Source organism: Burkholderia sp. IT-111MI5, assembly GCF_949752865.1.
GTDB classification, from domain to species: Bacteria; Pseudomonadota; Gammaproteobacteria; order Burkholderiales; family Burkholderiaceae; genus Burkholderia; species Burkholderia pyrrocinia_C.
Genome location: NZ_CATKIF010000011.1, coordinates 302,903 through 324,989, shown reverse-complemented (window position 1 = coordinate 324,989; position 22,087 = coordinate 302,903). Strand labels below are relative to the sequence as shown.

Here is a 22,087-nt window from a genome sequence, read left to right as displayed (position 1 = left end):
GGCCGGGCGGTGGCGTGCGGCAATTCCCGTCACATTTGATATGATTCCGACCTGTACAAACGTACAGTGATCGATTCCCGTGACGCCTGCTTCGCCGACGCCCCCGGCGTTTTACTACCTGACCAATTTCGAACGCGCGCTGGCCTGGCTCGGCGAGCGTTACGACGACCTGCTCGACCACCAGGAGCAGGCGTTCGTTCGCGATTTCGCGTCGCTGCCGCAGGCGTCGCGCGCGCTGCTCGTGCGGATGCTGATGCGCAGCGGGTCCGACTTCCGCGCAAGCAAGCTCGCGTACGACGAAATCGGCTGCACGCTCGATGCGGCCGCGCCGCTCGTCGAACTCGGCTGGGTCGATCCGGCGCCCGCGCTGACGCTCGACGAGCTGTTCGCGCTGTCGACCAAGGCCGACCTGCTGCGCATCTTCCCGTCGCTCGCCGCGCATGCGGGCGAGCGCAAGCCCGAATGGCTCGAACGGCTGCGGCCCGCGCACGACGCCGCGCAGTCGCTCGACGCGTGGTGCGCGCAGGCCGATGATCGCGTGCTGCGCGTGACGGTCGGTGCGCTGTGCGACCGGCTGCGCCTGATGTTCTTCGGCAATCTGCATCAGGACTGGAGCGAATTCGTGCTCGCCGATCTCGGCGTGTTCCAGTACGAAAGCGTGCCGATCGCACCGTCGTCGCGCGCGTTCCAGCAGCGCGACGACGTCGACGCGTATCTCGCGCTGCAGATGTGTCGCGACGCGCTCGACGCATGGCCCGACGATCTGCCGTTCGACGACCTGCTGCGCGCGATCGACGCGGTGGGCTGTGCGCAGCCGTGGCTCGCGACGCGTCGAGCGAAGCTGCTGTTCGCGCTCGGGCAGACTTGCGAGCGCCGCACCGACTGGGCCGCCGCGCTCGACGCTTACACGCGCAGCGCATGGCCCGGCAGCCGCCATCGGCGCATCCGCGTGCTCGAGCGCTGCGGGCGCGACGACGACGCGCTCGCGCTGGCGCTCGATGCGCGCGGCGGTTTCGAGAGCGACGAGGAGCGCCAGCGCGTCGAGCGCATGCTGCCGCGCCTGCAGCGCCGCGTCGGCCAGCGCGTCGAACGTGCGGCCGCCGCGCCGGACGTGCCGCGCGAGACGCTCGTGCTGGCGCGCCCCGACGCGTTCGTCAGTGTCGAATTCGCGGTGCGCGACCATCTCGCGCAGCCGGCGTCGACGGTCCATTACGTCGAAAACACGCTGATCAATTCGCTGTTCGGGCTGCTGTGCTGGGAGCCCGTGTTCGCCGCCGTGCCCGGCGCATTCTTCCACCCGTTCCAGCGCGGCCCGGCCGACCTGCACGCGCCCGATTTCGCCGCGCGCCGCGCGGACGCGTTCGCTGCCTGTTTCGCGCAGCTCGATTCGGGCGCGTATCGCGACACGATCCGCCGGCATTACTCGACGAAGGCGGGGCTGCAGTCGCCGTTCGTGTTCTGGGGCGTGCTGACGGACGAACTGCTCGACGAGGCGCTCGCGTGCCTGCCGCCCGAGCACCTGCGGCTGTGGTTCGCGCGCCTGCTCGCGGATATCCGCAGCAACCGCTCGGGGCTGCCCGATCTCGTCCGCTTCTGGCCCGGCGAGCGCCGCTACGAGCTGATCGAGGTGAAGGGCCCGGGAGACCGGCTGCAGGACAACCAGACGCGCTGGCTCGCATACTGCGTCGCGCACGGCATGCCGGTGCGCGTCGTCGATGTCGAGTGGGGCGGCGCGGGCGGCGCGCAAGCCGAAGCGGCGAGGCTGTCCGCGTGAGCTACGTCGTCGCGGTGCGGGCAATGTGCGAATTCACCGCGCGGCGCGGCGATCTCGACCTGCGCTTCACGCCCGCGCCGACCGCGCTCGAAGGCATCGCCGGCCACGGCGCGGTCACGTCGAACCGCGGCGCGCGCTACGAAACCGAGATCGCGCTGACGGGCACGTGGGGCACGCTCACCGTGCGCGGCCGCGCGGACGGCTACGATCCCGTGGCGAACCGCATCGAGGAAATCAAGACCTATCGCGGCAGCCTCGACGCGATGCCGGCGAACCACCGCGCGCTGCACTGGGCGCAGGCGAAGGTCTATGCGCACCTGATCTGCGACGCGCGCGGCCTTGAGGAAATCGACGTCGCGCTCGTGTATTTCGACATCGTGTCCGAGCGCGAGACCGTGCTGACGGAAACGCTGGACGCGACCACGCTCGCAGCGTTCTTTGCCGAGCAGTGCGCATGCTTCGTCGGCTGGGCCGAGCGCGAGACGGCCCATCGCGCGGCGCGCGATGCGGCGCTGCGCGCGCTCGCGTTTCCGCATGGGCAGTTCCGCAGCGGCCAGCGCGAGCTGGCGGTCGCCGTCTATCGCGCGGCTCGCGACGAGCGCTGCCTGATGGCGCAGGCGCCGACCGGCATCGGTAAGACGCTCGGTACCGTGTTCCCGCTGCTGAAGGCGTGCGGCGAGGGCGAGCTCGACCATGTGTTCTTCCTCACCGCGAAAACGCCCGGACGCGCGCTCGCGCTCGAAGCGGCGACGACGCTCGGCGCCGGCACGCCGGCGCTGCCGCTGCGCGTGCTGGAGCTCGTCGCGCGCGACAAGGCGTGCGAGCATCCGGACAAGGCGTGTCATGGTGAATCGTGCCCGCTCGCGCAAGGCTTCTACGATCGGCTGCCGGCCGCGCGCGACGCGGCGATCGGCGCCGGGCTGCTGGATCGCGATACCGTGCGCGCGGCCGCGCTCGCGCACGACGTCTGCCCGTACTACCTCGCGCAGGAGCTCGCGCGCTGGTCGGACATGATGATCGGCGACTACAACTACTACTACGACGGCAGCGCGATGCTGCACACGCTCGCGCAGCAGAACCAGTGGCGCGTCGGCGTGCTCGTCGACGAAGCGCACAACCTGCTCGACCGCGCGCGCAAGATGTACAGCGCGTCGCTCGATCCGTTCGCGTTCGCGGCCGCGCGCGAAGCCGCGCCCGCGGCGCTGCGCAAGGCGTTCGACCGGCTCGCCCGCGCATGGGGCACGGTCAATCGCGCGCAGGCCGAACGCTATGCGGCGTATCCGGACATTCCGGGCCCGATCGTATCGGCCGTGCAGAACCTCGTCGCGGCGATCGGCGAACACCTGACCGACGCGCCGCGCGCGAACGGCGACGCGCTGCTGCGCTTTCATTTCGACGCGATCCAGTTCGGCGTGCTCGCCGAAGCCTTCGACAGCGCGTCGATCTTCGACGCGACGCTGCACGGCGAGCCGATGCCGCGCCAGCCGGCGCTCGACGGCGTCGCGTCGGCCGGCCGCCGACGCCGCGTCCAGTCGACGCTGTGCGTGCGCAACGTGATCCCGGCCGGATTTCTCGCGCCGCGCTACGAAGCCGCGCGCGCGACCGTGCTGTTCTCGGGCACGCTGAGCCCGTTCCATTTCTACCGCGACACGCTCGGACTGCCCGGCGATACGGGCTGGCTCGACGTCGACGGGCCGTTCCGCGCCGAGCAACTGACGGTGCGCGTCGCGAGCCATGTATCGACGCGCTGGCGCGACCGCGACCGTTCGCTCGAACCGATCGCCGACCTGATCGCCGCGCAATACGCGGCGAGGCCCGGCAACTACCTCGGCTTCCTGAGCAGCTTCGACTACCTGGGGCGCGTGGTCGCGCTGATGCAGACGCGCCATCCGGACGTGCCGGTGTGGGCGCAGGCGCCCGGCATGGCCGAAAGCGAGCGCGATGCGTTTCTCGCGCGCTTCGATGCGGGCGGGCGCGGCGTCGGCTTCGCGGTGCTGGGCGGTGCGTTCTCGGAAGGCGTGGACCTGGTCGGCGAACGGCTGATCGGTGCGTTCATCGCGACGCTCGGGTTGCCGCAGGTCAACGATGTCAACGAGCAGATGCGGCGCGCGATGGACGCGCGCTTCGGCAACGGCTACGACTACATGTACCTGTATCCGGGCTTGCAGAAGGTCGTGCAGGCGGCCGGGCGCGTGATCCGCACCGAACACGACGAAGGCGTCGTGCATCTGATCGACGATCGTTATCGGCGGCGGGAAGTGCGCGATCTGCTGCCGCGGTGGTGGCGGATCGGGTGAAGGGGAAGATGCCCGGCCGGCAGACTGCCGGTTGCGGCGCGGGAGCACTATCCGTTGCGTAGCGGTGCAGCAGGCGTACCCTGGGCCCGGCGGGCGCTACAGCACGTTCAGCATCGCCAGCGCGGCTTCCTGCAGGTGCGGCAGCACGCGCCGCACGGCGGCGTCGGTCGTCTCCGTGCCGATCGGCATGTTCGTGCTCAGCGCGGCGACGACTTCGCCGTGACGATTCTTCAGCGGCACCGCGATCCCGCGCACGCCGACCTGCAATTGCTGCTCGATCGCCGCAAAACCTGCGTCGCGCGCGTGGTCGACCTGTTCGAGCAGGCGCGCCTTGTTGGTGATCGTGTGCGGCGTGAACGGCGGCAGTTCGGTGTCGTCGAGCCACGCGCGCACGGCCTCGCGATCCGGATGGTGCGCGAGCAGCACGACGCCCGGCGACGTCAGCGGCGCCGGCACGCGCGCGCCGAGCACGAAGCCGGTCGTCATCACGCGCGACACGCCGTTGCGCGCGATGAACACGAGTTCCCAGCCGTCGAGCACGCTCACGTAAGCCGATTCGTTCAACGACGCGCTCAGTTGCTGCAGATACGGCTGGACCGTGCGCGGCAGCCGCGCCGAGTCGAAGTACGACCAGCCGACCCGCAGCACGCGCGGCGTCAGGCCGTACAGCTTGCCGTCGGTGTAGACGTAGCCGAGCGATTCGAGCGTCAGCAGGTAGCGCCGCGCGGCCGTGCGCGTGAGGCCGGTGCGCGCGGCGGCCTGCGTGGGCGTCATGCGCGCGTGCTGGCTGTCGAATGCTTCCAGGATCATCAGGCCTTTTTCGAGGCCGGCAATCCAGTCGCGTCGGTCGAGTTCGGGCTTTTTCATCGTCGGGAAGCGGTGCCGTCATGCGCGGTGATCGCGCGGGAGTGGGCGATTATCGCGCGATTCGACTGGCGGCAGCTTCCAATATGCATGCGTTGTGCGCCGTCTTTGCAGGCAAGATACGGAAGATATACAATCGTCAATGTATATCCAAGGAGGTACGTATGCAGGTCGCAAAGTGGGGCAATAGCCTGGCCGTCCGCCTTCCCGCCACTGTGGTCGAAGCCCTGGAGCTCCGCGAAGGGGACGACATCGAGATCGTGGTCGATAGCCCGCGCGTGTTTGCCGTCAGCCGCAAGCCGAGGGCCGATGAACTGCTGCAACGGTTGCGGCGTTTCAGGGGCAAGCTGCCCGCCGATTTCAAGTTCAGCCGGGACGATGCGAATGAGCGGGATTGAGTCGGCGAAATCATTCGTCGACAGCAATGTCGTGCTTTATCTGCTGTCCGGGGACGAAACCAAGGCGAATCGGGCGGAGGCGCTGTTCCTTCGGCGGCCTACCGTCAGTGTCCAGGTACTGAACGAAGTCGCCAGCGTCTGCAGCCGAAAATTGCGGATGTCGTGGAGCGACGTGGCGCAGTTTCTGGAACCGATCAGGAGCTTGTGCCATGTCGTACCGGTCACGATCGATACGCACGACCTGGCGCGAAGGCTCGCGGAGCGGCATGGCTTGTCCTTCTATGACGCGTGCATCGTCGCCGCCGCGTCGCTCGAGGGCTGTGAGTATCTGTACACCGAGGACATGCACGACGGCCTGCGTGTGGATGGTGGACCGGTGCTGCGAAATCCGTTCGCCTGAACGTCGGGAATTTCGGGCGCGCTGCCGACATGCCCATTGATGGAGCGCTGCGATCAGGCCGGGCGATGCGCGTCGATTTGCTTGTGCTCGTAGCACAGTGCCGCGTCGTTGACGCACCACAGCTCCAGAAAATCGAAGACGCGGTCATCGTTTTTGGAACCCAACATGAAATTTCGTGAATTCGCGGTGGCCTTGCTCGCTGCGGCTGTGCCGGCGCTCGCCGGCGCCAGTCCTGCAAGCGACACCGGGCTGACTCGTCCAACCGTCGACGTGCGTGCATGGCCGCGCATGACGTCGCCGAAATTCGGCTGCTACGTCGAAACGACCTTCGCCTACCGCGACAAGCGCTTCAATTGCGCGCTGAAGAAGTACCGGAACACCGGCGACGCATGCAAGAACACGACCGCGTATTACGAAGGCCCCGCATTCCCCGACCGGCTCGCGGCCCGCGTGCATCCGCTCGCGACGAAAGTCGAGCTCGACTGGGAGCATGGCGACCTGCAGATGGTCACCGTCACGCTGAAGGGAACGTGGAACGAGGCGGACGTGCGCAAGGCGTTCGGATTGCCGCGCGCGGAAGGGCGCAAGCTGACCGAAGTGGAACTGCGCAAGCAGCCGGACAACCTGATGGACACGAGCATCCAGTATCCGTCGAGCCCGACCGACGACAGCCTCGGCAGGCGGCCGAGCGATCCCGCGCACGGGACGACCGCCGTGATGCTTTACGGCTTCGACCACATGGGAGCGGGCGACGTCGAGTGCGGGGAGGGAGAGTAACGCCTGGAAGCGAAGCGGCGATCCTTCAATGCGCGCCGCTTGCCGGGCAGTCTGCCGACGCCGGCCGGGGAAGGAGGGGAGACGGATGCGGCGCCGATTTCACGCGAGCCGCACCCGCCGGAGCGGCATTATTCGCTGCTCGTCCACTCGACGTTCGCGCCGACCGAGCGCAGGTTCTCGACGAAATGCGGATGCGCGCGGCGGATCGGCAGCGCGTTCATGATTTCCGAGCGGCCTTCGATGCTCGCGGCCACCATCAGCAGCGCGATCGCGACGCGGATGATGTACGGGCTCTCGACGCGCGCCGGCGTCAGTTGCAGCCCGCCGAACGTGATCAGCCGATGCGGATCCGACAGCAGCACGTGCGCGCCGAACTTCGACAGTTCGCCGGACCAGCCGAGCGCACCGTCGTAGACCTTGTTCCAGAACATCGCGCTGCCTTCCGCGCGCACGCCGAGCGCGATGAAGATCGGCAGCAGGTCGACCGGCAGGTACGGCCACGGCGCGGCTTCGACCTTGGTCAGGATGTTCTGCGTGAACGGCCGGCGCACGCGCAGCGGGCCGTCGCGTTCCGCGCGCGACCAGCCGTCGCGGTGCGTGACGTTGACGCCGAACTTCGCGAACGTGCGGTCGATCAGCGGGAAATGCTCGGGCGACGAGTTGCGCACGGTGATGTCGCCGCCCGTGATCGCGCCGAGCGCGAGGAACGTCGCGATCTCGTGGAAATCCTCGGCGAAGCGGAATTCGCCGCCGCCGAGCTTGCCGCCGCCCGTCACGCAGAGTCGCGACGTGCCGATGCCTTCGATCGTGACGCCGATCATCGCGAGGAACTGGCAGAACTCCTGCACGTGCGGCTCGGACGCCGCGTTCATCAGCGTCGACGTGCCGTTCGCGGCCGTCGCGCACAGCGCGAAGTTCTCGGTGGTCGTCACCGACGCATAGTCGAACCAGTGATCGTTGGCCGTCAGCGGGCCGTCGGTGCGGACGATCAGCGAATCGGGCGTGCGCTCGATGTGCGCGCCGAAGCGCTCGAACACCTCGACGTGCGGATCGATCTCGCGCACGCCGAGCGTGCAGCCTTTCACGTCGTTCTCGAGGCGCGCGACGCCGAAACGCGCGAGCAGCGGCGGAATCAGCATGATCGACGAGCGCATCGCCTCGGGCAGCCGGTGGACGGCGGGATCGAACTTCGTGTTGCGATGGTGGAGTTCGAGCAGGCCCGTCGTGAAGTCGACCGACACGTCGCTGCCGAGCGTGCGGAAGATGTCGAGGATCTTGCGCACGTCGGTGATGTCCGGCACGCCGACCAGGCGCAGCGGCTGATCGGTCAACAGGGTGGCGCACAGGATCGGCAGGACGGCGTTCTTGTTCGCGGACGGCTTGATGTCCCCGCGCAGCGGAGTGCCGCCGTGGACGATGAGATTCGACATGATATGGGGGCGTATCGGTAACTGACGTAGGCCCATATGATGCCATTGGTCGGTGGGCGGCGTGGAATGTTCGGAAGGGAAAAGGGGGATCGGCGCGCGTGATTGACGGTGTTTGACGTTGGGCGGAGACGTGCCGCCGTTCGGCTGGCGGCCGACGCGGAGAAATGGCCGGCCGCTGGTCGGGCCGGCCACGCGCTCACTTCGTCACTGCGCTGCCCGCATCCGCGCGGCCACCACCAGCGAGATCAGGCAGCCCACCGCGAGATAGCCGGCGACGAGGTGCCACGAGCCGCCGGCCAGGGTGACCAGGCCGACCGCGATGAACGGCGTGAACCCGCCGCCGACGACGCTCGCGAACTGGTAGCCGACACCCGCGCCGCTGTAGCGGTATTCGGCGCCGAACAGCTCGGTGAACAGCGGCTGCTGGACGCTCACGACCATGTCGTGCGCGGCGTTCGCGAGCAGGATCGAGAAGATCACGATCCACACGATCGACCGCGCCTCCAGCGCGATGAAGAACGGCACCGCGGATGCAAGGCCGATCAGCGCGCCGATCAGGTAGATGCGGCGCAGGCCGTAGCGGTCGGCCAGCCACGCGAAGCACGGGATCGTCACGCAGCTCACCGCGCCGACCAGCAGGCCGACGTTCAGGAACAGGTCGCGCGACATGCCGAGGTTCGTCGTCGAATAGCTGAGCGCGAACGCGGTGACGATATACATCGTGAACAGTTCGGCGAGCCGCAGCGCGATGATCAGCAGGAACGCCTTCGGATGGCGCGTCAGCGCTTCCAGCACCGGCAGGCGCAGCTTGCGGTTGCCGTGTTCGACCTTCTCGACGAACTCCTGCGATTCGTCCATGTTCTTGCGCACCCACAGCCCGATCAGCACGAGCACGATGCTGAACACGAACGGCAGGCGCCAGCCCCACGACTTGAACGCGACCTCGCCGAGCGTGTGGCTCAGGATCGACACGATGCCCGTGGCCAGCACGAGCCCGACGCCGTAGCCGACCTGCACGCCGCTGCTGTAGAACGCCTTCTTTTGCTTCGGCGCGCTCTCGACGGCCATCAGCGCCGCGCCGCCCCATTCGCCGCCGACCGCGAAACCCTGGATCGCACGCATCAGCACCAGCAGCACCGGCGCCCACCAGCCGATGGTTGCGAAGGTCGGCAGCAGGCCGATCGCGACCGTCGACAGCCCCATCAGCATCACCGTCAGCACGAGCATCCGCTTGCGGCCGAGCCGGTCGCCGTAGTGGCCGAACACGACGCCGCCGAGCGGCCGGAACAGGAAGCCGACGCCGAACGTCGCGAACGCCGCGAGCGTGCCCATCGTCGGGCTGACTTTCGGGAAGAACTCGGAATTGAATACCAGCGCGGCGACGATCCCGTACAGCAGGAAGTCGTACCAGTCGACGACGGCGCCGACGAAGCTGCCGATCGCGGCCTTGCGCGCCTGGCTGCGCGCGCGGGTGCCTGCGGCGGCGTCGAGGGTGTCGAAGGTTGGGGTCATGGCGGTGTCTCCTGGTACGGCGCATCGTGGAATCGTGGCGGCGCCGCGTCCGATGCTGCATTGAAGTCGATGAGTGAACGGAGAATAGGGTGCGCGCCGCACGGCGGCAATTGGCCAATCGGGCAAAGTGCGCGATTATCGTTCAATATCGTGCGATTATCGAACGCTTTTCGGGTTTGCACTAGGCGGCGCGACGATATCCCGTTCGGCCAGGGTATGCCGCCGTGAACGATCTGGTTAAAATCTGCAGCATGAAAACTCGCCCGCTCGGAGCGGATGCCCGGTCGCCACATCGGCCGCGCATGCCGCCCGCGCCGGGCGCCATCCCCCATCGACCGCATGCCCCCGGAGACTGGAATGCCCGGCAATTCCCACCCCCTGTCCAGCGATACGCCGCCCGTCGTCGATCCGGCCGCCAATCCGCTCGGGATGGCCGGCCTCGAATTCGTCGAATTCGCGGCGCCCGTGCCGGAAGCGCTCGCGCAACGCTTCGAGCAGCTCGGGTTCAAGGCGATCGCGCGGCATGTCAGCAAGAACGTCACGCTGTACCGGCAAGGGCAGATGCATTTCCTGATCAACGCCGAGCCCGATTCGTTCGCCGCGCGCTACGCGGAGGAATACGGGATGGGCGTCTGCGCGATCGGGCTGCGCGTGGCCAGCGCACGGCGTGCGTTCGAGCGTGCGATCGAGCTCGGCGCATGGGCGTTCGAGGGCGAGCGGGTCGGCGTCGGCGAGCTGAAGATCCCGGCGATCCAGGGCATCGGCGATTCGCACCTGTATTTCGTCGATCGCTGGCGCGGGCGAGACGGCCAGCGCGGCGGGGTCGGCGACATCTCGATCTTCGACATCGATTTCCGCCCGATCGACATCGCGACCGCACACACCGATCTCGATTGCGCGGGCGTCGGCCTGCAGCAGGTCGACCATTTCACGCAGACCGTCGGCGCGGGGCGCATGCGGGAGTGGCTGGATTTCTACCACGACCTGCTGCATTTTCGCGAGATCCACGAAATCGACGCGCACTGGCACGTGTCGGAAGAATCGCGCGTGATGGTGTCGCCGTGCGGCGCGGTGCGGATTCCGGTCTACGAGGAAGGCACGCGGCGTACCGAGCTGATGCACGCGTATCTGCCCGACCATCCGGGCGAGGGCGTCCAGCACGTCGCATTGTCGACTGACGACATCCTGTCGTGCGTCGATGCGCTGCGCGCGAACGGCGTCGAATTCATCGAGCCGCCCGCACGCTATTACGACGACGTCGATGCGCGGCTGCCCGGGCATGGCGTCGATCTCGACGCACTGCGCCGCCGCGCGGTGCTGGTCGACGGCGAGATCGGCAGCGACGGCGTGCCGCGCCTGTTCTTCCAGACCTTCGTCAAGCGCCGGCCCGGCGAAATCTTCTTCGAGATCGTGCAGCGCAAGGGGCACCACGGGTTCGGGGAAGGGAACCTCGCGGCACTCGCCCGCGCGCGCGACGCGGGCTGAGCGGCTCGCGGCGCTCGTCAAACCTCACACGGCATCTCCCGCCCCGAGCTTGCGGCTCTGGCGACGCATGCCGTCGAAGATCGCGTCCGCCACATCCGCCGGAAAATCCCCCGGGATCTGCGCGGCGACTTCGGCAATCGCAGTCTCCGTGCGCGCGGCAACGGCCGCCATCGCGGCGCGCACGTCGTCTTCGGTCAGGCCGACGCGCCGCCCCTGCGCGATCCAGTGACGCGGCTGGATCTCGCCGATCACGTAGTGCCGGTTCTTCCCGCACACGGCCATCGCGAGCCGCGCGCGGCGCGGCGGCAACTGGTTGCGGCGTGTGCCGATGATCGGATGCGCGGACAGCACGTCGTACAGCGGCGTGCTGCGGTACGTATTGCCGGGCAGGTGCGCGATGCTGAAGTTCTTCGCATGGCCGTCGATCGCCGCCAGCACCCAGAACACGAGCTGTGCGACGAAGAAATTCATCCTGTCGTGCGCGGCGTCGGTCGAATTCGCGAGGATGCCCATGATCGTCTCGATGCCGGGGCCGCCGTCGGATTCGTATTTCGCGCCGGAAGGCGTGCCGGTCGCCTGGCACATGTCCTCCTGCGGCAGCCGCAGGATCCACGTGCCGTCGCGCGAAGGACGCCGGTCGAAGCGCTCGACGATCAGCGCCTTCTGGTCGTCGAACCGGCCGATCTCGCACGGCGCGACCGGCAGGCCGTATGCGGCGACGAGCTTCGAGCACAGCCATTCGTTTTCGACGGACGTTCGCATGTCGGCCTGCATGTTCCCGACGCGCCCGAGCGGCAGCTTGAAGATGTGCGTCGTCGGCGTGCTGCCCGACGGCCGCAACCAGCGGTTGCCCTGACGCAGCAAGGCGGTCTTTTCCTGCGCGCCGGCGATCGACAGGCGCAGGTCGCCGTCCGGCTCCGCGCGGCCGGGCAGCGGCGCGGCGGTCGCGTGGCGCAGCACGTCGGCAACGGCTGCGTCGTCGAGCGTCACGCCGTCGATCGTCTCGAGGTCAACGGGCATCTCGTCGGGCGGCAGCATCTGGATCGCGCCGACGCAATCGCGGCCGATCGACGCGAGCAGTTCGAACGGCGCCGTCGATCCGAGCCGGTAACGCTGCGCGATGCGGCGGCGGATCGGCTCGCTGTCCGGCAGCAGGTTGTCGAAGTAGTCGGCGACGATCGCGCCCTGGTGCGGCTGGTTGCCGGGCGTGAAGGGCAGCGACAGCGATAGCGGCCGCCCCTGGGGATCGTCGAGCCAGCCCGGCAGGTAGACGAGGCGCTCGACGCCGCGCCGGATTTCCCAATAGCCGACCGGAATGCCGTTCATCCACAGGTCGAGCCGGTCGTGGCGGGCGCGCGGCGCCATCGTCACCAGTCCTCCCGTTTCGAGGTCCGCGGCTTGCCCGGTGCTGCCGTCGCCGGCCGCTTGCGCGCGGCGCCGGACGTGGCTTTGGTTCGGGCTTTTGCTGCCGTTGCGCCGCGCGCCGGGTCCGGGATGCGCTTTTTCGCGGCCGGCTTGCGAGCCGCCGACCCGGCATCAGTATCGGACTGAGGGGATTCCGCCGGATCATCCTGCGCGCCCAGGCCGAGCGTCATACGAACGCCAAGCGTGTTCAGCACCTTGAAAAGCCGTTCGATGCTCACCGCCGACGGATTGGCTTCGAGCTGCGCATAGGATTGCTGCGTGACGCCCAGGCGGGCGGCCAATTGCGCCTGCGTGAGCCCCGCGGATTTCCGGAAACCGACGAGTATCGGGCGCAACTGGGTCAGGGTCTGGACAGGAAAGGCCATCGGGCGCTCCGCTGGATGACAGGCGATCGTTTGTAATCGGAAAATACAGTCTATGGCATGTATTGTCAAAATACAAACCAAAGACTGTATTTCACAAAAACAAACGATAACCTGTTATGCGAAAACCCGACCAACCCTCGTGACGGCGGGTGCCGTGCACGACGCCCGCGCATCTCCCCGCATCGCGCCGCCCGCCGAGACGTCGCTCGCGCTGCTGCAACGGGCTGACGCTCGAGCAAGCGGCGGAGGAGCCGGGGATCAGCAAGAACACGGCGCGCACGCACCTGCGCGCGATCTTCTCGAAGACGGGGGCCACGCGCCAGGCGACGCTCGTACGGATCCTGCTCGGGAGTGTGGTGCCGCTCGGGTCTCGGGTAGCCGATCCATCGGAGTCGGCCGGCATTCGTCTGGCGACACGTCGTCATCGGTCAACGCCTCGCGTGACGCACGGCGATGACGGCATCATGCAAAAGAGGCTCGCTCGTACGACGCGAGCCTTTTTGTCATTCCGCCCAGCCGATAACCGATAGTGCGTATCGGAGGTTTCACGCGTCGGCGCCATGCACGACGACGCCGACCGCGTTCACGAACCGCGCGTCGAGCGATTCGCCCACGCGGCCAACATCGGCCATTGCGCACCGCCGCGCCGGATGAAACCGGCGCCCGTGCGGATCACGAGCGCGCCGATCGCGAGCGCGGCCACGTCGTCGAGACGGCCGAGGCCGACCAGCGCCGCACTCATCGCGAGCGCCGCCAGCAACGCCGACAACGCATCGGTACGCACATGCCAGCCGCTCGCCTCGAGCAGCGCTGAGCCCGTCTCGCGCGCCTTGCGCAGCATCCAGTGCGACAGCACGGCCTTGCCGGCGAGCGTGACGGCGACGAGCGCGAGCGTCGTCGCGCCCGGCTGCACGGCGGGCGGCGTGTCGAACCGGTTGACCGCGTGCCAGATCATCTGCGCGCCCGTCGCGACCAGCAATGCGCCGAGACCCGCGAGTGCGAGCGGCTCGTAGGTCGGGCGCCGCTCCGGCGGCAGGCGCGCGTCGAGCCTGCATGCGACGAGGATCAAGGCATCGGCCGCGAGATCGATCGCCGCGTGCGCGACGTCCGCGAGCAGCCCGGACGAATGCGCGGACCACGCCGCAGCCGTCTCGACGGCGAGCAGCAGCAGGTTGATCGCGAGGCTGACGGCGAGGGCGCGGGACGTGGCCGCATAAACGTGGGGCGTGGCGCGCGACGTGCGCTGCATGGCGGATTCGTCTGTCGATAGCGTGGGTGAGCCCCGAACGCTACCGGTCGACGGTGGCAGATCAATGACAGGCGATGGCCGCGGCGCAACCGGTCGGCGATGCTTGCGTGCCGACGGCAGCAGCGCGGCGAAGCGATCCGCACGCACCGGGCGCGGCCGCGGCCGGCACAGATGCGAGACAAGTGGCCGAACAGGCGCTCACCGATCGTCGCGATAGTGATCCCTGATGAATACGGGAAGATCGTTCGACGGTGGCGCGAAAGGCACCTGATACATCATGTCGCCGACAAAACCGCGGTGATAGGTGCCGTGATTGACGACATGCAACACGATTTGCTCGCGGGTCATGACGCCTTCTCCTCCACCGACAAACTCGAAATGAACGGCTTTCGCAAGATCCACGTCCGACCAGGTGTCGACAAGATCGATGTACCAGCAGTCCATTTCCTGAACCGCTTTCCAAAGATCGGAAACTGCAGGCGTATGGTCGGTGTTGCGCGAGGTATAGGTGTGCTTCTTTCCTTGCAGATGATGTCTGAAAATGTCGTCGACCACATAGACGTGATTCAAGGTATGCACCATGTTTCCGAACCGCGTCGGTCTCTGCCGAAGGGCTTCGCCGGCCGGCAGGTCCATCACGCTCTTGAACGTCAGTCCATTCGCCCAGGACTTGTAGCGCACCAGCATTCTCAGGGTGTCTGCTGCCGAGGCGGGCAGTGCGATGCGATCGGTGGTTACGGATGGAGCAATCCGGTTCTGCGAGGGGGCAGACATGCTGAAACTCCTTGCGTGTTTTCGAGCGTCAGACAACGCTCAGGTTGATCCGGTGCTGTCGCGTCACGCCGGCAAGCAGTCTTGCGAGCAGGCTGTTCGGCGTATGGGGCGACCCGGACAGGCGTCATGTGCGCCAGCTCGCCCGAACATCAGGTTGCCGCTTTCTCGTTTGCCTTTTCAAAAGCCGCGGAGCCGGCCTTCGACATGCGTGCGCGTCTTGCCGCCGACCCAGATTTGGCCAGCCTCGTCGCGGGTCAAATGAATGCGGCCATGGCGGCCGACGCGTGTCCCCTGGGCGGCGACATAGTCGTCCTCAACCACACCTGTCGCGAACAGCCACTGCGCCATTGAAGCATTGAGGCTCCCAGTGACCGGGTCTTCGACGATAGCGCCCAGATGGTCGCTGAAGAAGGCGCGAACCTCGAAGGCTGCGTTGCCGCCTGTTGCATGAGGGCCAATAACGCCGACATCGATCCGGCCGGGCCAGTTGCGGAGCGGATCGAGGGCAAGCACCATCTCCGCCGATACCAGCCTGATGCCCAGCCATCCGGGGCCGTTGTCGATCCAGGCGGCATCAAGGACATCGCCGGATTCGATCCCCAGCAGTCGCCGAGCCCGGTCCAGTTCATCCGGTGCAGGCGCGCCGGAGCGGATCAGCGGCGGGGCGGCGAAGGAAAGCCGCTCGTGATTGCGTCGGATCGGAACCAGCCCGGCTCCGCACTCCTGGACGATTTCCGCTTCGCTCTTCGGCACGCGCCCCGTCGAGAGCCACGCATGACAGCTGCCGAGCGTCGGGTGCCCGGCAAAAGGCATCTCCCTGTCCAGCGTGAAGATCCTGACCCGGTAGTCGGCCTCAGGATGCGTGGGCGGCAAGAGAAAAGCGGTCTCGGACAGGTTGAACCACCGCGTCAGCCGCTGCATGTCATCCGTTGCCAGCGCATCGGCACCGATGACGACCGCCAGCGGATTGCCCGAAAGCGGCCCGGCGCCGAAGACATCGATCATATGGATCGCAAAGGTCATGACATCGCTCTTTCAATTCAGATCGGTTCGTGATGGCGCCGACAAACCGGAATATCAACGTTGCCAGGCAAGCAGATTGACTCCCGCAACGGCGAACACCGCGGATAGCGTGCCTTCAATCCAGCGCCGGAGGCTGGTATACAGGGCAATCATCCGGGCGGTCGAGAAGAGGACCGCATAACCACCAAACACGATGACGCCGAGGAACGCGCAACCACCGATGATCGCCGGCAAGGTGCCGCCGGGGGCGTGCTCCTGAAGCCCAAGGGACATGATTGCCATCCAGGCGAGAACCGCCTTCGGGTTTCCGACATGCATGAGAATGCCCTGGCGATAGAGCCGCCGATAGCGAGGCGTCGAGCGTCCTGGTTCGATCTTCGCGAAGCCGGAGCCCGGTTTCAGCGCCGACCTGCCCGTGCGAAACGCCAGGTAGAGCAGATAGACACCCCCAACCATCTTTATGATGAAAAGCGCCTCGGCATAGGCCGCCAGCACGGCGGAGACGCCGGTCGCGGCCAGGATCGCCCAGAAGAGCGAGCCCGTGATGACGCCGGCAGCCAGAACGAGGGCCGGCAGACGGCCGTCGCGCATCGCTGTTCCCATGATCGCCATGTTGCTCGGCCCGGGGCTGGCGGTGGCGATGAGATAGGTGCCGTAGGCGAGTGCGATCTGACTGGCGATCATTCGAGTTTCTCCAGAGATGCGGGGCGTCTCCAGCGTCATGGCTGGAGGTCTCCGCGATGAACGATATGAACCTTGTTCCCGTCGGGGTCGCGCAGATACGCGCCGAAGTAGCCGTCCCCGTAGTGGGGGCGTAACCCGGGTGCACCGTCGCCCGTCCCACCGTGCTCGAGACCATTCGCGTAGGCCGTGTTCACGGCTTCTTGCGACGGGGCCAGAAAGGCGACCATGCTGCCGTTGCCGGTGGTCGCCGGCTCGCCGTCGTAAGGGATGTAGACATAGAAGCGCGGCAGCGACGCTTGACCGATTACCCAGCAAAGCGCCGGAGGCCCGCCATCGGACATGACGACGCGACGCTTCAGTCCGAGCGGAGCGAGCACCGCGTCATAGAAACGGCCTGCCCGCCCAAGGTCACGCGCCCCAACAGTTACGTGGCTGAACATTTGACTCTCCATGCGCCCGTCATGGCGATCAGGCGCCTCCAGAAATGCATGACTTCATCCAATCACATCGCGCATGTTACTCTTTTCATTTATATAAATAGTGTCACGTGACACTAATATCTAGGCGGCGAACATGCTCCTGCAATCTCCCTGGTCACCACGGCTTGCCGACATCGACGCGAATACCGCCGAGCGGTTGGTCCTCGCGCTGGCCGACGACATCGTCGAGGGGCGGCTGACGGGAGGCGACCGTCTGCCCGCTCATCGCGATCTCGCGTTGAAACTGGGGATCGGCCTTGGCACGGTGACGAAAGCCTATGCCGCGCTTGAACGGCGAGGCCTGACGCGCAGCATCAAGGGTCGGGGAACCTTCGTGGCGATCCGCCAGGCGCATCAGGATCGCCAGATCGACCTTTCGTCCAATGTGCCGCCAGCCATGCTCGACGCTCGCTTGCTGGCGCGAACATTGACGGGGATCGCACGCAAGATCGATGCGGACCATCTCAATCTCTATGCCCCGCCCGCCGGGCATATGGAGCACCGACGTGTGCTGGCTCGCTGGCTCGAAACGCTGGGCCTGATGGTGGAACCGTCGCATCTGGTGCTGACGAGCGGCGCCCGCCAGGCGCTGTCATTGGCCTTCGATCTTGCCTGCGGCTCGCAAGGGCTGCTTCTGACCGAGCGGATCACCTATCCTGGCGCGATCGCGCTGGCTCGGCGCAACGGATATCGGATCCAAGGCGTCGACACCGACGCGCAAGGGATGGCGCCGGGGGCACTGGCGGACGCACTCGACGGCACCGCATCGACCGGCCGCAAGGCGGTCTATCTCACACCGACGCTGCACAACCCGACCACGGCAACGATGGGCGCGGAACGGAGGCAGGTCATCGTGGATATTTGCCGCCGGGCGGGCGCGTGGATCATCGAGGACGGCGTCTATGCGTCGGCAGAGCCGGCTTTGCCGCCGCTTGCGGCGTTGGCGCCCGAGATCACCTTTCATGTGAACGGGCTGTCCAAATCGCTTGGCCCCGGTTTGCAGATCGGCGTGCTCGCGCTGCCGGCCGGACTCGACGACGCAGCGGAAGACGCGCTGCGGGACCTGCCAATGGCGCCGTCGCCGCTCTCTTGCGCAGTGGTTGAGGAATGGCTGGCCACCGGCGTCATCTCTTCGATCCAGCGGGATCTGCACCATGAGGCGCGGCGTCGATCCAATCTGGCCATCTCTCTGCTCGGCGCGAGCGAACTGGTCTCGCATCCCGGCGCCTACAACGCGTGGCTGCCGATGGAGCGTGACACGGCCAATCGTGTCGCATCCGTCGCTGCAGCGATGCGCATCAAGTTGACCCCGCCGGAATCCATGATGGTGAACCCGGAAGATCGGGCGAGCGGGATTCGACTTTGCCTCGGCGGCCCGTCGTTCGAAGATCTGACAGAAGCACTGACGCTTCTGGCGGGGCTGCTGAAGCAGCGCGCTTGACGCCACCGGACGAGCGCCGGAGGTAATTGGCGGCTCAAAACCGTGCAAACGATCTGCTTCGATTCCACGCGCCATGCCCCTCGATTATCTCGACATTATAGAAATAATGTCAAATCATCAGGCAGCGAGAATTGGATATTTAACGGTTTACGTTATATTATTTACGAAATTCCCGACGAAACCCCACCATGTCCGATCTCGCCGCCGACGAACCCCGCCTGACCGCCGAAATCGAGCGCCTCAAGGCCGACTTCCCGAAAACCCGCGAGCTATACCGCGAGGCCTGCGCGCTGCTGTTCTTCCGCTTCGGCATCACGCCTACCGCGAACCGCCTGTACCAGCTCGTCCGCAAGGGCAGCATGAGCACGCCGACGGCTGTCCTCGGCGAGTTCTGGGCCGAGCTGCGGGAAAAGAGTCGCGTGCGGATCGAACATCCCGACCTGCCGACCGATCTGCAGGCGGCAGCCGGCGAGCTGGTCGCGGCATTGTGGAATCGTTCGAGCACCGACGCGGCCGCCGCGCTCGACGCACTGCGTGCGGAAGTCGAAGCCGAACGAACGGCGGCGAACGCGGAAGTCGCGACGCTGCAGGCCGAGCTGGCCCGCACCGAAACCGCGCTCGAACAACGCACGGCCGCGCTGCTGGCCGCGCAGGTGCGCATTCAGGAACTGGAGCAGGCGAGGGCGGCCGACGACGCATCGCGGCGCGCGCTGCAAGCGGAGATCGAGCGCCTGAAAGCCGACAACGCGGAAGGCGACCGCGCACTTGCGCAGGCGCGTGCGGATTTCACGACCCAGCTCGACCGGCTGCGCGACGACGCAGGCCGGGCCGAGGAACGCTTGCGCGCATCGGAGAAGCGCGCGCTTCAGGAGATCGATCGCGAACGGCTCGCCGCCGCCCGGCTGCAAAAGGAACTCGACGCGACGGCATCGCGCGCCGAGCAGCGCGATGCGCAGCAGCGGAAGGATGTCGCCGCGCTGCAGGCGCAACTCGGTGATGCACTGCATCGATGCGGGGTGCTTCAGGGGCAGCTCGACGGCGCGCAGGCGACCGATGCGGCGCGCGTCAAGGAGCTCGATGCGTTGAGGCGGGAGATGACGGTGCTCGCGCGGCGGGCACCGCTGCGCGGCACGAAAACGGCTCCGGCCGCACAGCGAAGCGAGCGGCGGGCGCGCACGAGGAAACGTGCCGACGAAGCGGTGCGCTGACGGCGATCGATTGTCCGGTCGCGATCGGGTAAAGTGCCGCTCAACATGCCGGCCCGGCGTTACTAGACGACCGGTCTAATCGTTGCTACCATACGCCATCATGAATGCATCTTCAGGCGCGGAAGTCCGCCAGCACATCCTGAACATCGCGAAGCCGATCATGCTCCACAAGGGGTTCTCGGCGGTCGGTCTGAACGAGATTCTCGCCGCGGCGGGCATCCCGAAGGGCTCGTTCTATCATTACTTCGGCTCGAAAGAGGCATTCGGCGAAGCGCTGCTCGAAGCGTATTTCGAAGGTTATCTCGCGCATCTCGACAACCTGCTCAAGCATCAGGCCGGCACGGGCGCCGAACGCCTGATGACGTACTGGGGCAACTGGCTGCACACGCAATGCGCGGACGATCCGGAGGGCAAGTGCCTCGCGGTGAAGCTCGGCGCGGAAGTGTCGGACCTGTCGGAAGCGATGCGCGCGGTGCTGCGGCGTGGCACGAGCCAGATCATCGAACGGCTCGCGGGCGGCATCGAGGCCGGGCTGGCCGATGGCTCGCTGAGCGCGGTCGACGATCCGCCGCACACGGCCGCGATCCTTTACGAGCTGTGGCTTGGCGCAACGCTGCTGGAAAAGATTCACCGCAACCGCAAACCGCTCGAAAGGGCGATGGCCGAAACGCGGCGCATGCTGAACCTGCCGCCGGCCGCGCATGACGGAGCGCAGTCGTAACCCGGGCGCGCATCGGCGCGCCTTGTTTTTGCCCCGATTCTAGACGACTGGTCTACTTATCCACGCATGACGAATACCTCGCTCCGCGTTACTCTGTCCCGATTGTTCCAACCGCACGCGTGCAACCACGCCGGCCTGACCGCCGACGCTGCCACGCGTGCGCGCCTTCTGTCGGTCCATCCCTGATCCGATCGTGCCCACGAAGCACGTTTATTCCTGTTGACGGAGACTCACATGCCGCAAAGCAAGACCGCAAACCGCCAGATCATCCTGACGTCGCGCCCGGTCGGCGCGCCGACGCCGGGCAACTTCCGCACCGAATCCGGCGACGTGCCGACGCCCGGCGCCGGCCAGGTGCTGCTGCGCACGGTCTGGTTGTCGCTCGACCCGTACATGCGCGGCCGGATGAGCGACGCGCCGTCCTATGCCGCGCCGGTCGAACTCGGCGACGTGATGGTTGGCGGCACTGTCAGCCGCGTCGTGTCGTCGAACCTGCCGGCGTTCCGCGAAGGCGATCTCGTCGTTGCCGGCGCCGGCTGGCAGGACTATGCGCTGTCCGACGGCCGCGACCTGATTCCGCTCGGCCGCGACTTCGCGCATCCGTCGTACGCGCTCGGCGTGCTCGGCATGCCGGGCTTCACCGCATACACCGGGCTGCTGAAGATCGGCGAACCGAAGGCCGGCGAGACCGTGGTCGTCGCGGCAGCCAGCGGCGCGGTCGGCTCGGTCGTCGGGCAGATCGCGAAGCTGAAGGGCTGCCGCGTGATCGGCGTCGCGGGCGGCGCCGACAAGTGCGCGTACGTGACCGACACGCTCGGCTTCGACGCGTGCGTCGACCACCGCGATCCGGCGTTTGCCGCAAAGCTGAAGGAAGCCTGTCCGAACGGCATCGACGTCTATTTCGAGAACGTCGGCGGGGCCGTGTTCGACGCGGTGTGGCCGCTGCTCAACGACCATGCGCGCGTGCCCGTGTGCGGAATCATTGCGCATTACAACGACGCGGCATACGACGACACCGCAGTGTCGACCGGCCGTGATCGCGTGCCGGCGCTGATGGGTGCGATCCTGCGCAAGCGCATCCGCGTGCAGGGTTTCATCATCCTCGATCACTATGCGACCGGTTATGCGCCGTTCCTGAAGGAGATGAGCGAATGGGTCGCGCAGGGCAAGGTGAAGACGCGGGAAGATGTGGTCCCCGACCTGGCTGACGCACCCGAAGCGCTGATCGGCCTGCTGGCCGGCAAGAACTTCGGCAAGGTCGTCGTGCGCGTGGGCCCGGACGAACTGGCCTGATGCTGCGGCACGGCAACACAAACACACCACGGTTGCACGCTGGCGTCGCGCGACGCCGGCTTGTGGCATGCTCGATTCCGTTTCGAAAGGAGTGACAAGATGGCGCTTCACGTGATTGCTTCGCTGTTCCTGAAACCCGAACACGCGCAGGCCGCCGAGGCCGAACTGCGCAGCATGGTGGTCAAGACGCGTACCGAACCGGGCAACCGGCGCTACGACCTGTTCCGCGAGCAAGACGGCTCGCCGAACCTGCACCTGTACGAGATCTACGACGACCAGGCCGCATTCGACGCACACCTCGCCAGCCCGTATTTCGGCGAATTCCGTACGAAGTCGGCCGACTGGTTCACGGCACCGCCGGTGATCAAGGTGCTGTCGGGCATCGACGTGGCCGAGTAACGACGCAGGACCACCGCCGCGGCCCGTCCCCATCCGGGCCGCGCGGCACCCGTCGCGCACCGCGCGACGGCGATGACAACGACGACCCG

The 22,087-nt window shown here is 66.9% G+C and carries 21 protein-coding genes and 1 pseudogene; 12 read left to right on the top strand and 10 right to left on the bottom strand.

The annotated features are described in order from the left end of the window. The first annotated feature begins 79 nt into the window (after nt 1-79). Nucleotides 80-1,774: a VRR-NUC domain-containing protein gene (locus ACM6JT_RS09675; protein ID WP_414856364.1), complete on the top strand. Its 1,695-nt coding sequence runs from the start codon at nt 80-82 to the stop codon at nt 1,772-1,774. Continuing rightward, entirely contained in the window at nt 1,771-4,071 is a 2,301-nt protein-coding gene (locus ACM6JT_RS09670) for an ATP-dependent DNA helicase (RefSeq protein WP_414856363.1), read from the top strand. Before ACM6JT_RS09675 ends, ACM6JT_RS09670 begins: the two co-directional genes overlap by 4 nt. A gap of 96 nt (nt 4,072-4,167) precedes the next feature. On the opposite strand, the gene ACM6JT_RS09665 is transcribed toward ACM6JT_RS09670, so the two are convergent. Continuing rightward, nucleotides 4,168-4,938 (bottom strand): IclR family transcriptional regulator domain-containing protein, encoded by a 771-nt coding sequence (locus ACM6JT_RS09665; protein ID WP_072436791.1) that lies wholly within the window; start codon nt 4,936-4,938, stop codon nt 4,168-4,170. A 161-nt stretch (nt 4,939-5,099) separates the two neighbouring features. On the opposite strand from ACM6JT_RS09665, the gene ACM6JT_RS09660 reads away from it, so the two are divergent. From ACM6JT_RS09660 to ACM6JT_RS09650, 3 genes are all read left to right on the top strand, one after another. Then, nucleotides 5,100-5,333, top strand: coding sequence for an AbrB/MazE/SpoVT family DNA-binding domain-containing protein (locus ACM6JT_RS09660; RefSeq protein ID WP_034179540.1), 234 nt, complete (start codon nt 5,100-5,102; stop codon nt 5,331-5,333). Then, a complete protein-coding gene (locus ACM6JT_RS09655; RefSeq protein WP_034179539.1) occupies nt 5,320-5,733 on the top strand; it encodes a PIN domain-containing protein in 414 nt (137 codons plus the stop codon). Before ACM6JT_RS09660 ends, ACM6JT_RS09655 begins: the two co-directional genes overlap by 14 nt. Nucleotides 5,734-5,898: 165 nt before the next feature. Beyond that, nucleotides 5,899-6,510 carry a hypothetical protein gene (locus ACM6JT_RS09650; RefSeq protein WP_243566480.1) on the top strand — a complete coding sequence of 204 codons (612 nt, stop codon included), beginning with the start codon at nt 5,899-5,901 and terminating at the stop codon, nt 6,508-6,510. Nucleotides 6,511-6,638: 128 nt separating this feature from the next. Here the strand turns inward: ACM6JT_RS09650 and ACM6JT_RS09645 are convergent, their stop codons facing one another. Both ACM6JT_RS09645 and shiA read right to left on the bottom strand, forming a co-directional pair. Next, a complete protein-coding gene (locus ACM6JT_RS09645; protein WP_034179537.1) occupies nt 6,639-7,940 on the bottom strand; it encodes a UDP-N-acetylglucosamine 1-carboxyvinyltransferase in 1,302 nt (433 codons plus the stop codon). 204 nt (nt 7,941-8,144) lie between these two features. Then, the gene (gene shiA / locus ACM6JT_RS09640) at nt 8,145-9,452 is read right to left on the bottom strand and encodes a shikimate transporter (RefSeq protein WP_175748412.1); all 1,308 of its coding nucleotides are present in this window, start codon (nt 9,450-9,452) and stop codon (nt 8,145-8,147) included. A gap of 357 nt (nt 9,453-9,809) precedes the next feature. On the opposite strand from shiA, the gene ACM6JT_RS09635 reads away from it, so the two are divergent. Then, entirely contained in the window at nt 9,810-10,937 is a 1,128-nt protein-coding gene (locus ACM6JT_RS09635) for a 4-hydroxyphenylpyruvate dioxygenase family protein (protein ID WP_217587128.1), read from the top strand. Nucleotides 10,938-10,961: 24 nt separating this feature from the next. Here the strand turns inward: ACM6JT_RS09635 and ACM6JT_RS09630 are convergent, their stop codons facing one another. Both ACM6JT_RS09630 and ACM6JT_RS09625 read right to left on the bottom strand, forming a co-directional pair. Further along, a complete protein-coding gene (locus ACM6JT_RS09630) occupies nt 10,962-12,302 on the bottom strand; it encodes a type II toxin-antitoxin system HipA family toxin (RefSeq protein ID WP_414856362.1) in 1,341 nt (446 codons plus the stop codon). Nucleotides 12,303-12,304: 2 nt separating this feature from the next. Next, nucleotides 12,305-12,727 carry a helix-turn-helix domain-containing protein gene (locus tag ACM6JT_RS09625; protein ID WP_414856361.1) on the bottom strand — a complete coding sequence of 141 codons (423 nt, stop codon included), beginning with the start codon at nt 12,725-12,727 and terminating at the stop codon, nt 12,305-12,307. A 190-nt stretch (nt 12,728-12,917) separates the two neighbouring features. Between ACM6JT_RS09625 and ACM6JT_RS09620 the strand changes: the two are divergent. Beyond that, nucleotides 12,918-13,095, top strand: a pseudogene (locus ACM6JT_RS09620) (helix-turn-helix transcriptional regulator); the annotation flags it as partial. A 215-nt stretch (nt 13,096-13,310) separates the two neighbouring features. On the opposite strand, the gene ACM6JT_RS09615 reads toward ACM6JT_RS09620, so the two are convergent. The 5 genes from ACM6JT_RS09615 to ACM6JT_RS09595 form a co-directional block, all read right to left on the bottom strand. Continuing rightward, the gene (locus tag ACM6JT_RS09615; RefSeq protein WP_175748408.1) at nt 13,311-13,976 is read right to left on the bottom strand and encodes a cation diffusion facilitator family transporter; all 666 of its coding nucleotides are present in this window, start codon (nt 13,974-13,976) and stop codon (nt 13,311-13,313) included. Between the two features lie 198 nt (nt 13,977-14,174). Further along, nucleotides 14,175-14,750: a DinB family protein gene (locus tag ACM6JT_RS09610; protein WP_034179531.1), complete on the bottom strand. Its 576-nt coding sequence runs from the start codon at nt 14,748-14,750 to the stop codon at nt 14,175-14,177. Nucleotides 14,751-14,927: 177 nt separating this feature from the next. Further along, on the bottom strand, nt 14,928-15,773 hold the full coding sequence (locus ACM6JT_RS09605; protein WP_414856360.1) for a PhzF family phenazine biosynthesis protein: 846 nt from the start codon (nt 15,771-15,773) through the stop codon (nt 14,928-14,930). Nucleotides 15,774-15,827: 54 nt separating this feature from the next. Then, the gene (locus tag ACM6JT_RS09600; protein ID WP_235212441.1) at nt 15,828-16,496 is read right to left on the bottom strand and encodes a LysE family translocator; all 669 of its coding nucleotides are present in this window, start codon (nt 16,494-16,496) and stop codon (nt 15,828-15,830) included. Continuing rightward, nucleotides 16,493-16,897 (bottom strand): VOC family protein, encoded by a 405-nt coding sequence (locus tag ACM6JT_RS09595; protein ID WP_414856359.1) that lies wholly within the window; start codon nt 16,895-16,897, stop codon nt 16,493-16,495. Before ACM6JT_RS09595 ends, ACM6JT_RS09600 begins: the two co-directional genes overlap by 4 nt. Nucleotides 16,898-17,030: 133 nt before the next feature. On the opposite strand from ACM6JT_RS09595, the gene ACM6JT_RS09590 reads away from it, so the two are divergent. The 5 genes from ACM6JT_RS09590 to ACM6JT_RS09570 all read left to right on the top strand — a co-directional run bounded on the left by ACM6JT_RS09590 (nt 17,031) and on the right by ACM6JT_RS09570 (nt 21,998). Continuing rightward, on the top strand, nt 17,031-18,377 hold the full coding sequence (locus ACM6JT_RS09590; protein WP_414856358.1) for a PLP-dependent aminotransferase family protein: 1,347 nt from the start codon (nt 17,031-17,033) through the stop codon (nt 18,375-18,377). A gap of 188 nt (nt 18,378-18,565) precedes the next feature. Continuing rightward, nucleotides 18,566-19,585 carry a DNA-binding protein gene (locus ACM6JT_RS09585; RefSeq protein ID WP_414856357.1) on the top strand — a complete coding sequence of 340 codons (1,020 nt, stop codon included), beginning with the start codon at nt 18,566-18,568 and terminating at the stop codon, nt 19,583-19,585. A gap of 100 nt (nt 19,586-19,685) precedes the next feature. Continuing rightward, a complete protein-coding gene (locus ACM6JT_RS09580; RefSeq protein ID WP_034179527.1) occupies nt 19,686-20,306 on the top strand; it encodes a TetR/AcrR family transcriptional regulator in 621 nt (206 codons plus the stop codon). Between the two features lie 234 nt (nt 20,307-20,540). Then, on the top strand, nt 20,541-21,599 hold the full coding sequence (locus tag ACM6JT_RS09575) for an NADP-dependent oxidoreductase (protein ID WP_034179526.1): 1,059 nt from the start codon (nt 20,541-20,543) through the stop codon (nt 21,597-21,599). Between the two features lie 99 nt (nt 21,600-21,698). Further along, complete coding sequence (locus ACM6JT_RS09570; RefSeq protein WP_034179525.1) at nt 21,699-21,998, top strand: putative quinol monooxygenase; 300 nt, start codon at nt 21,699-21,701, stop codon at nt 21,996-21,998. Nucleotides 21,999-22,087: the final 89 nt, after the last annotated feature.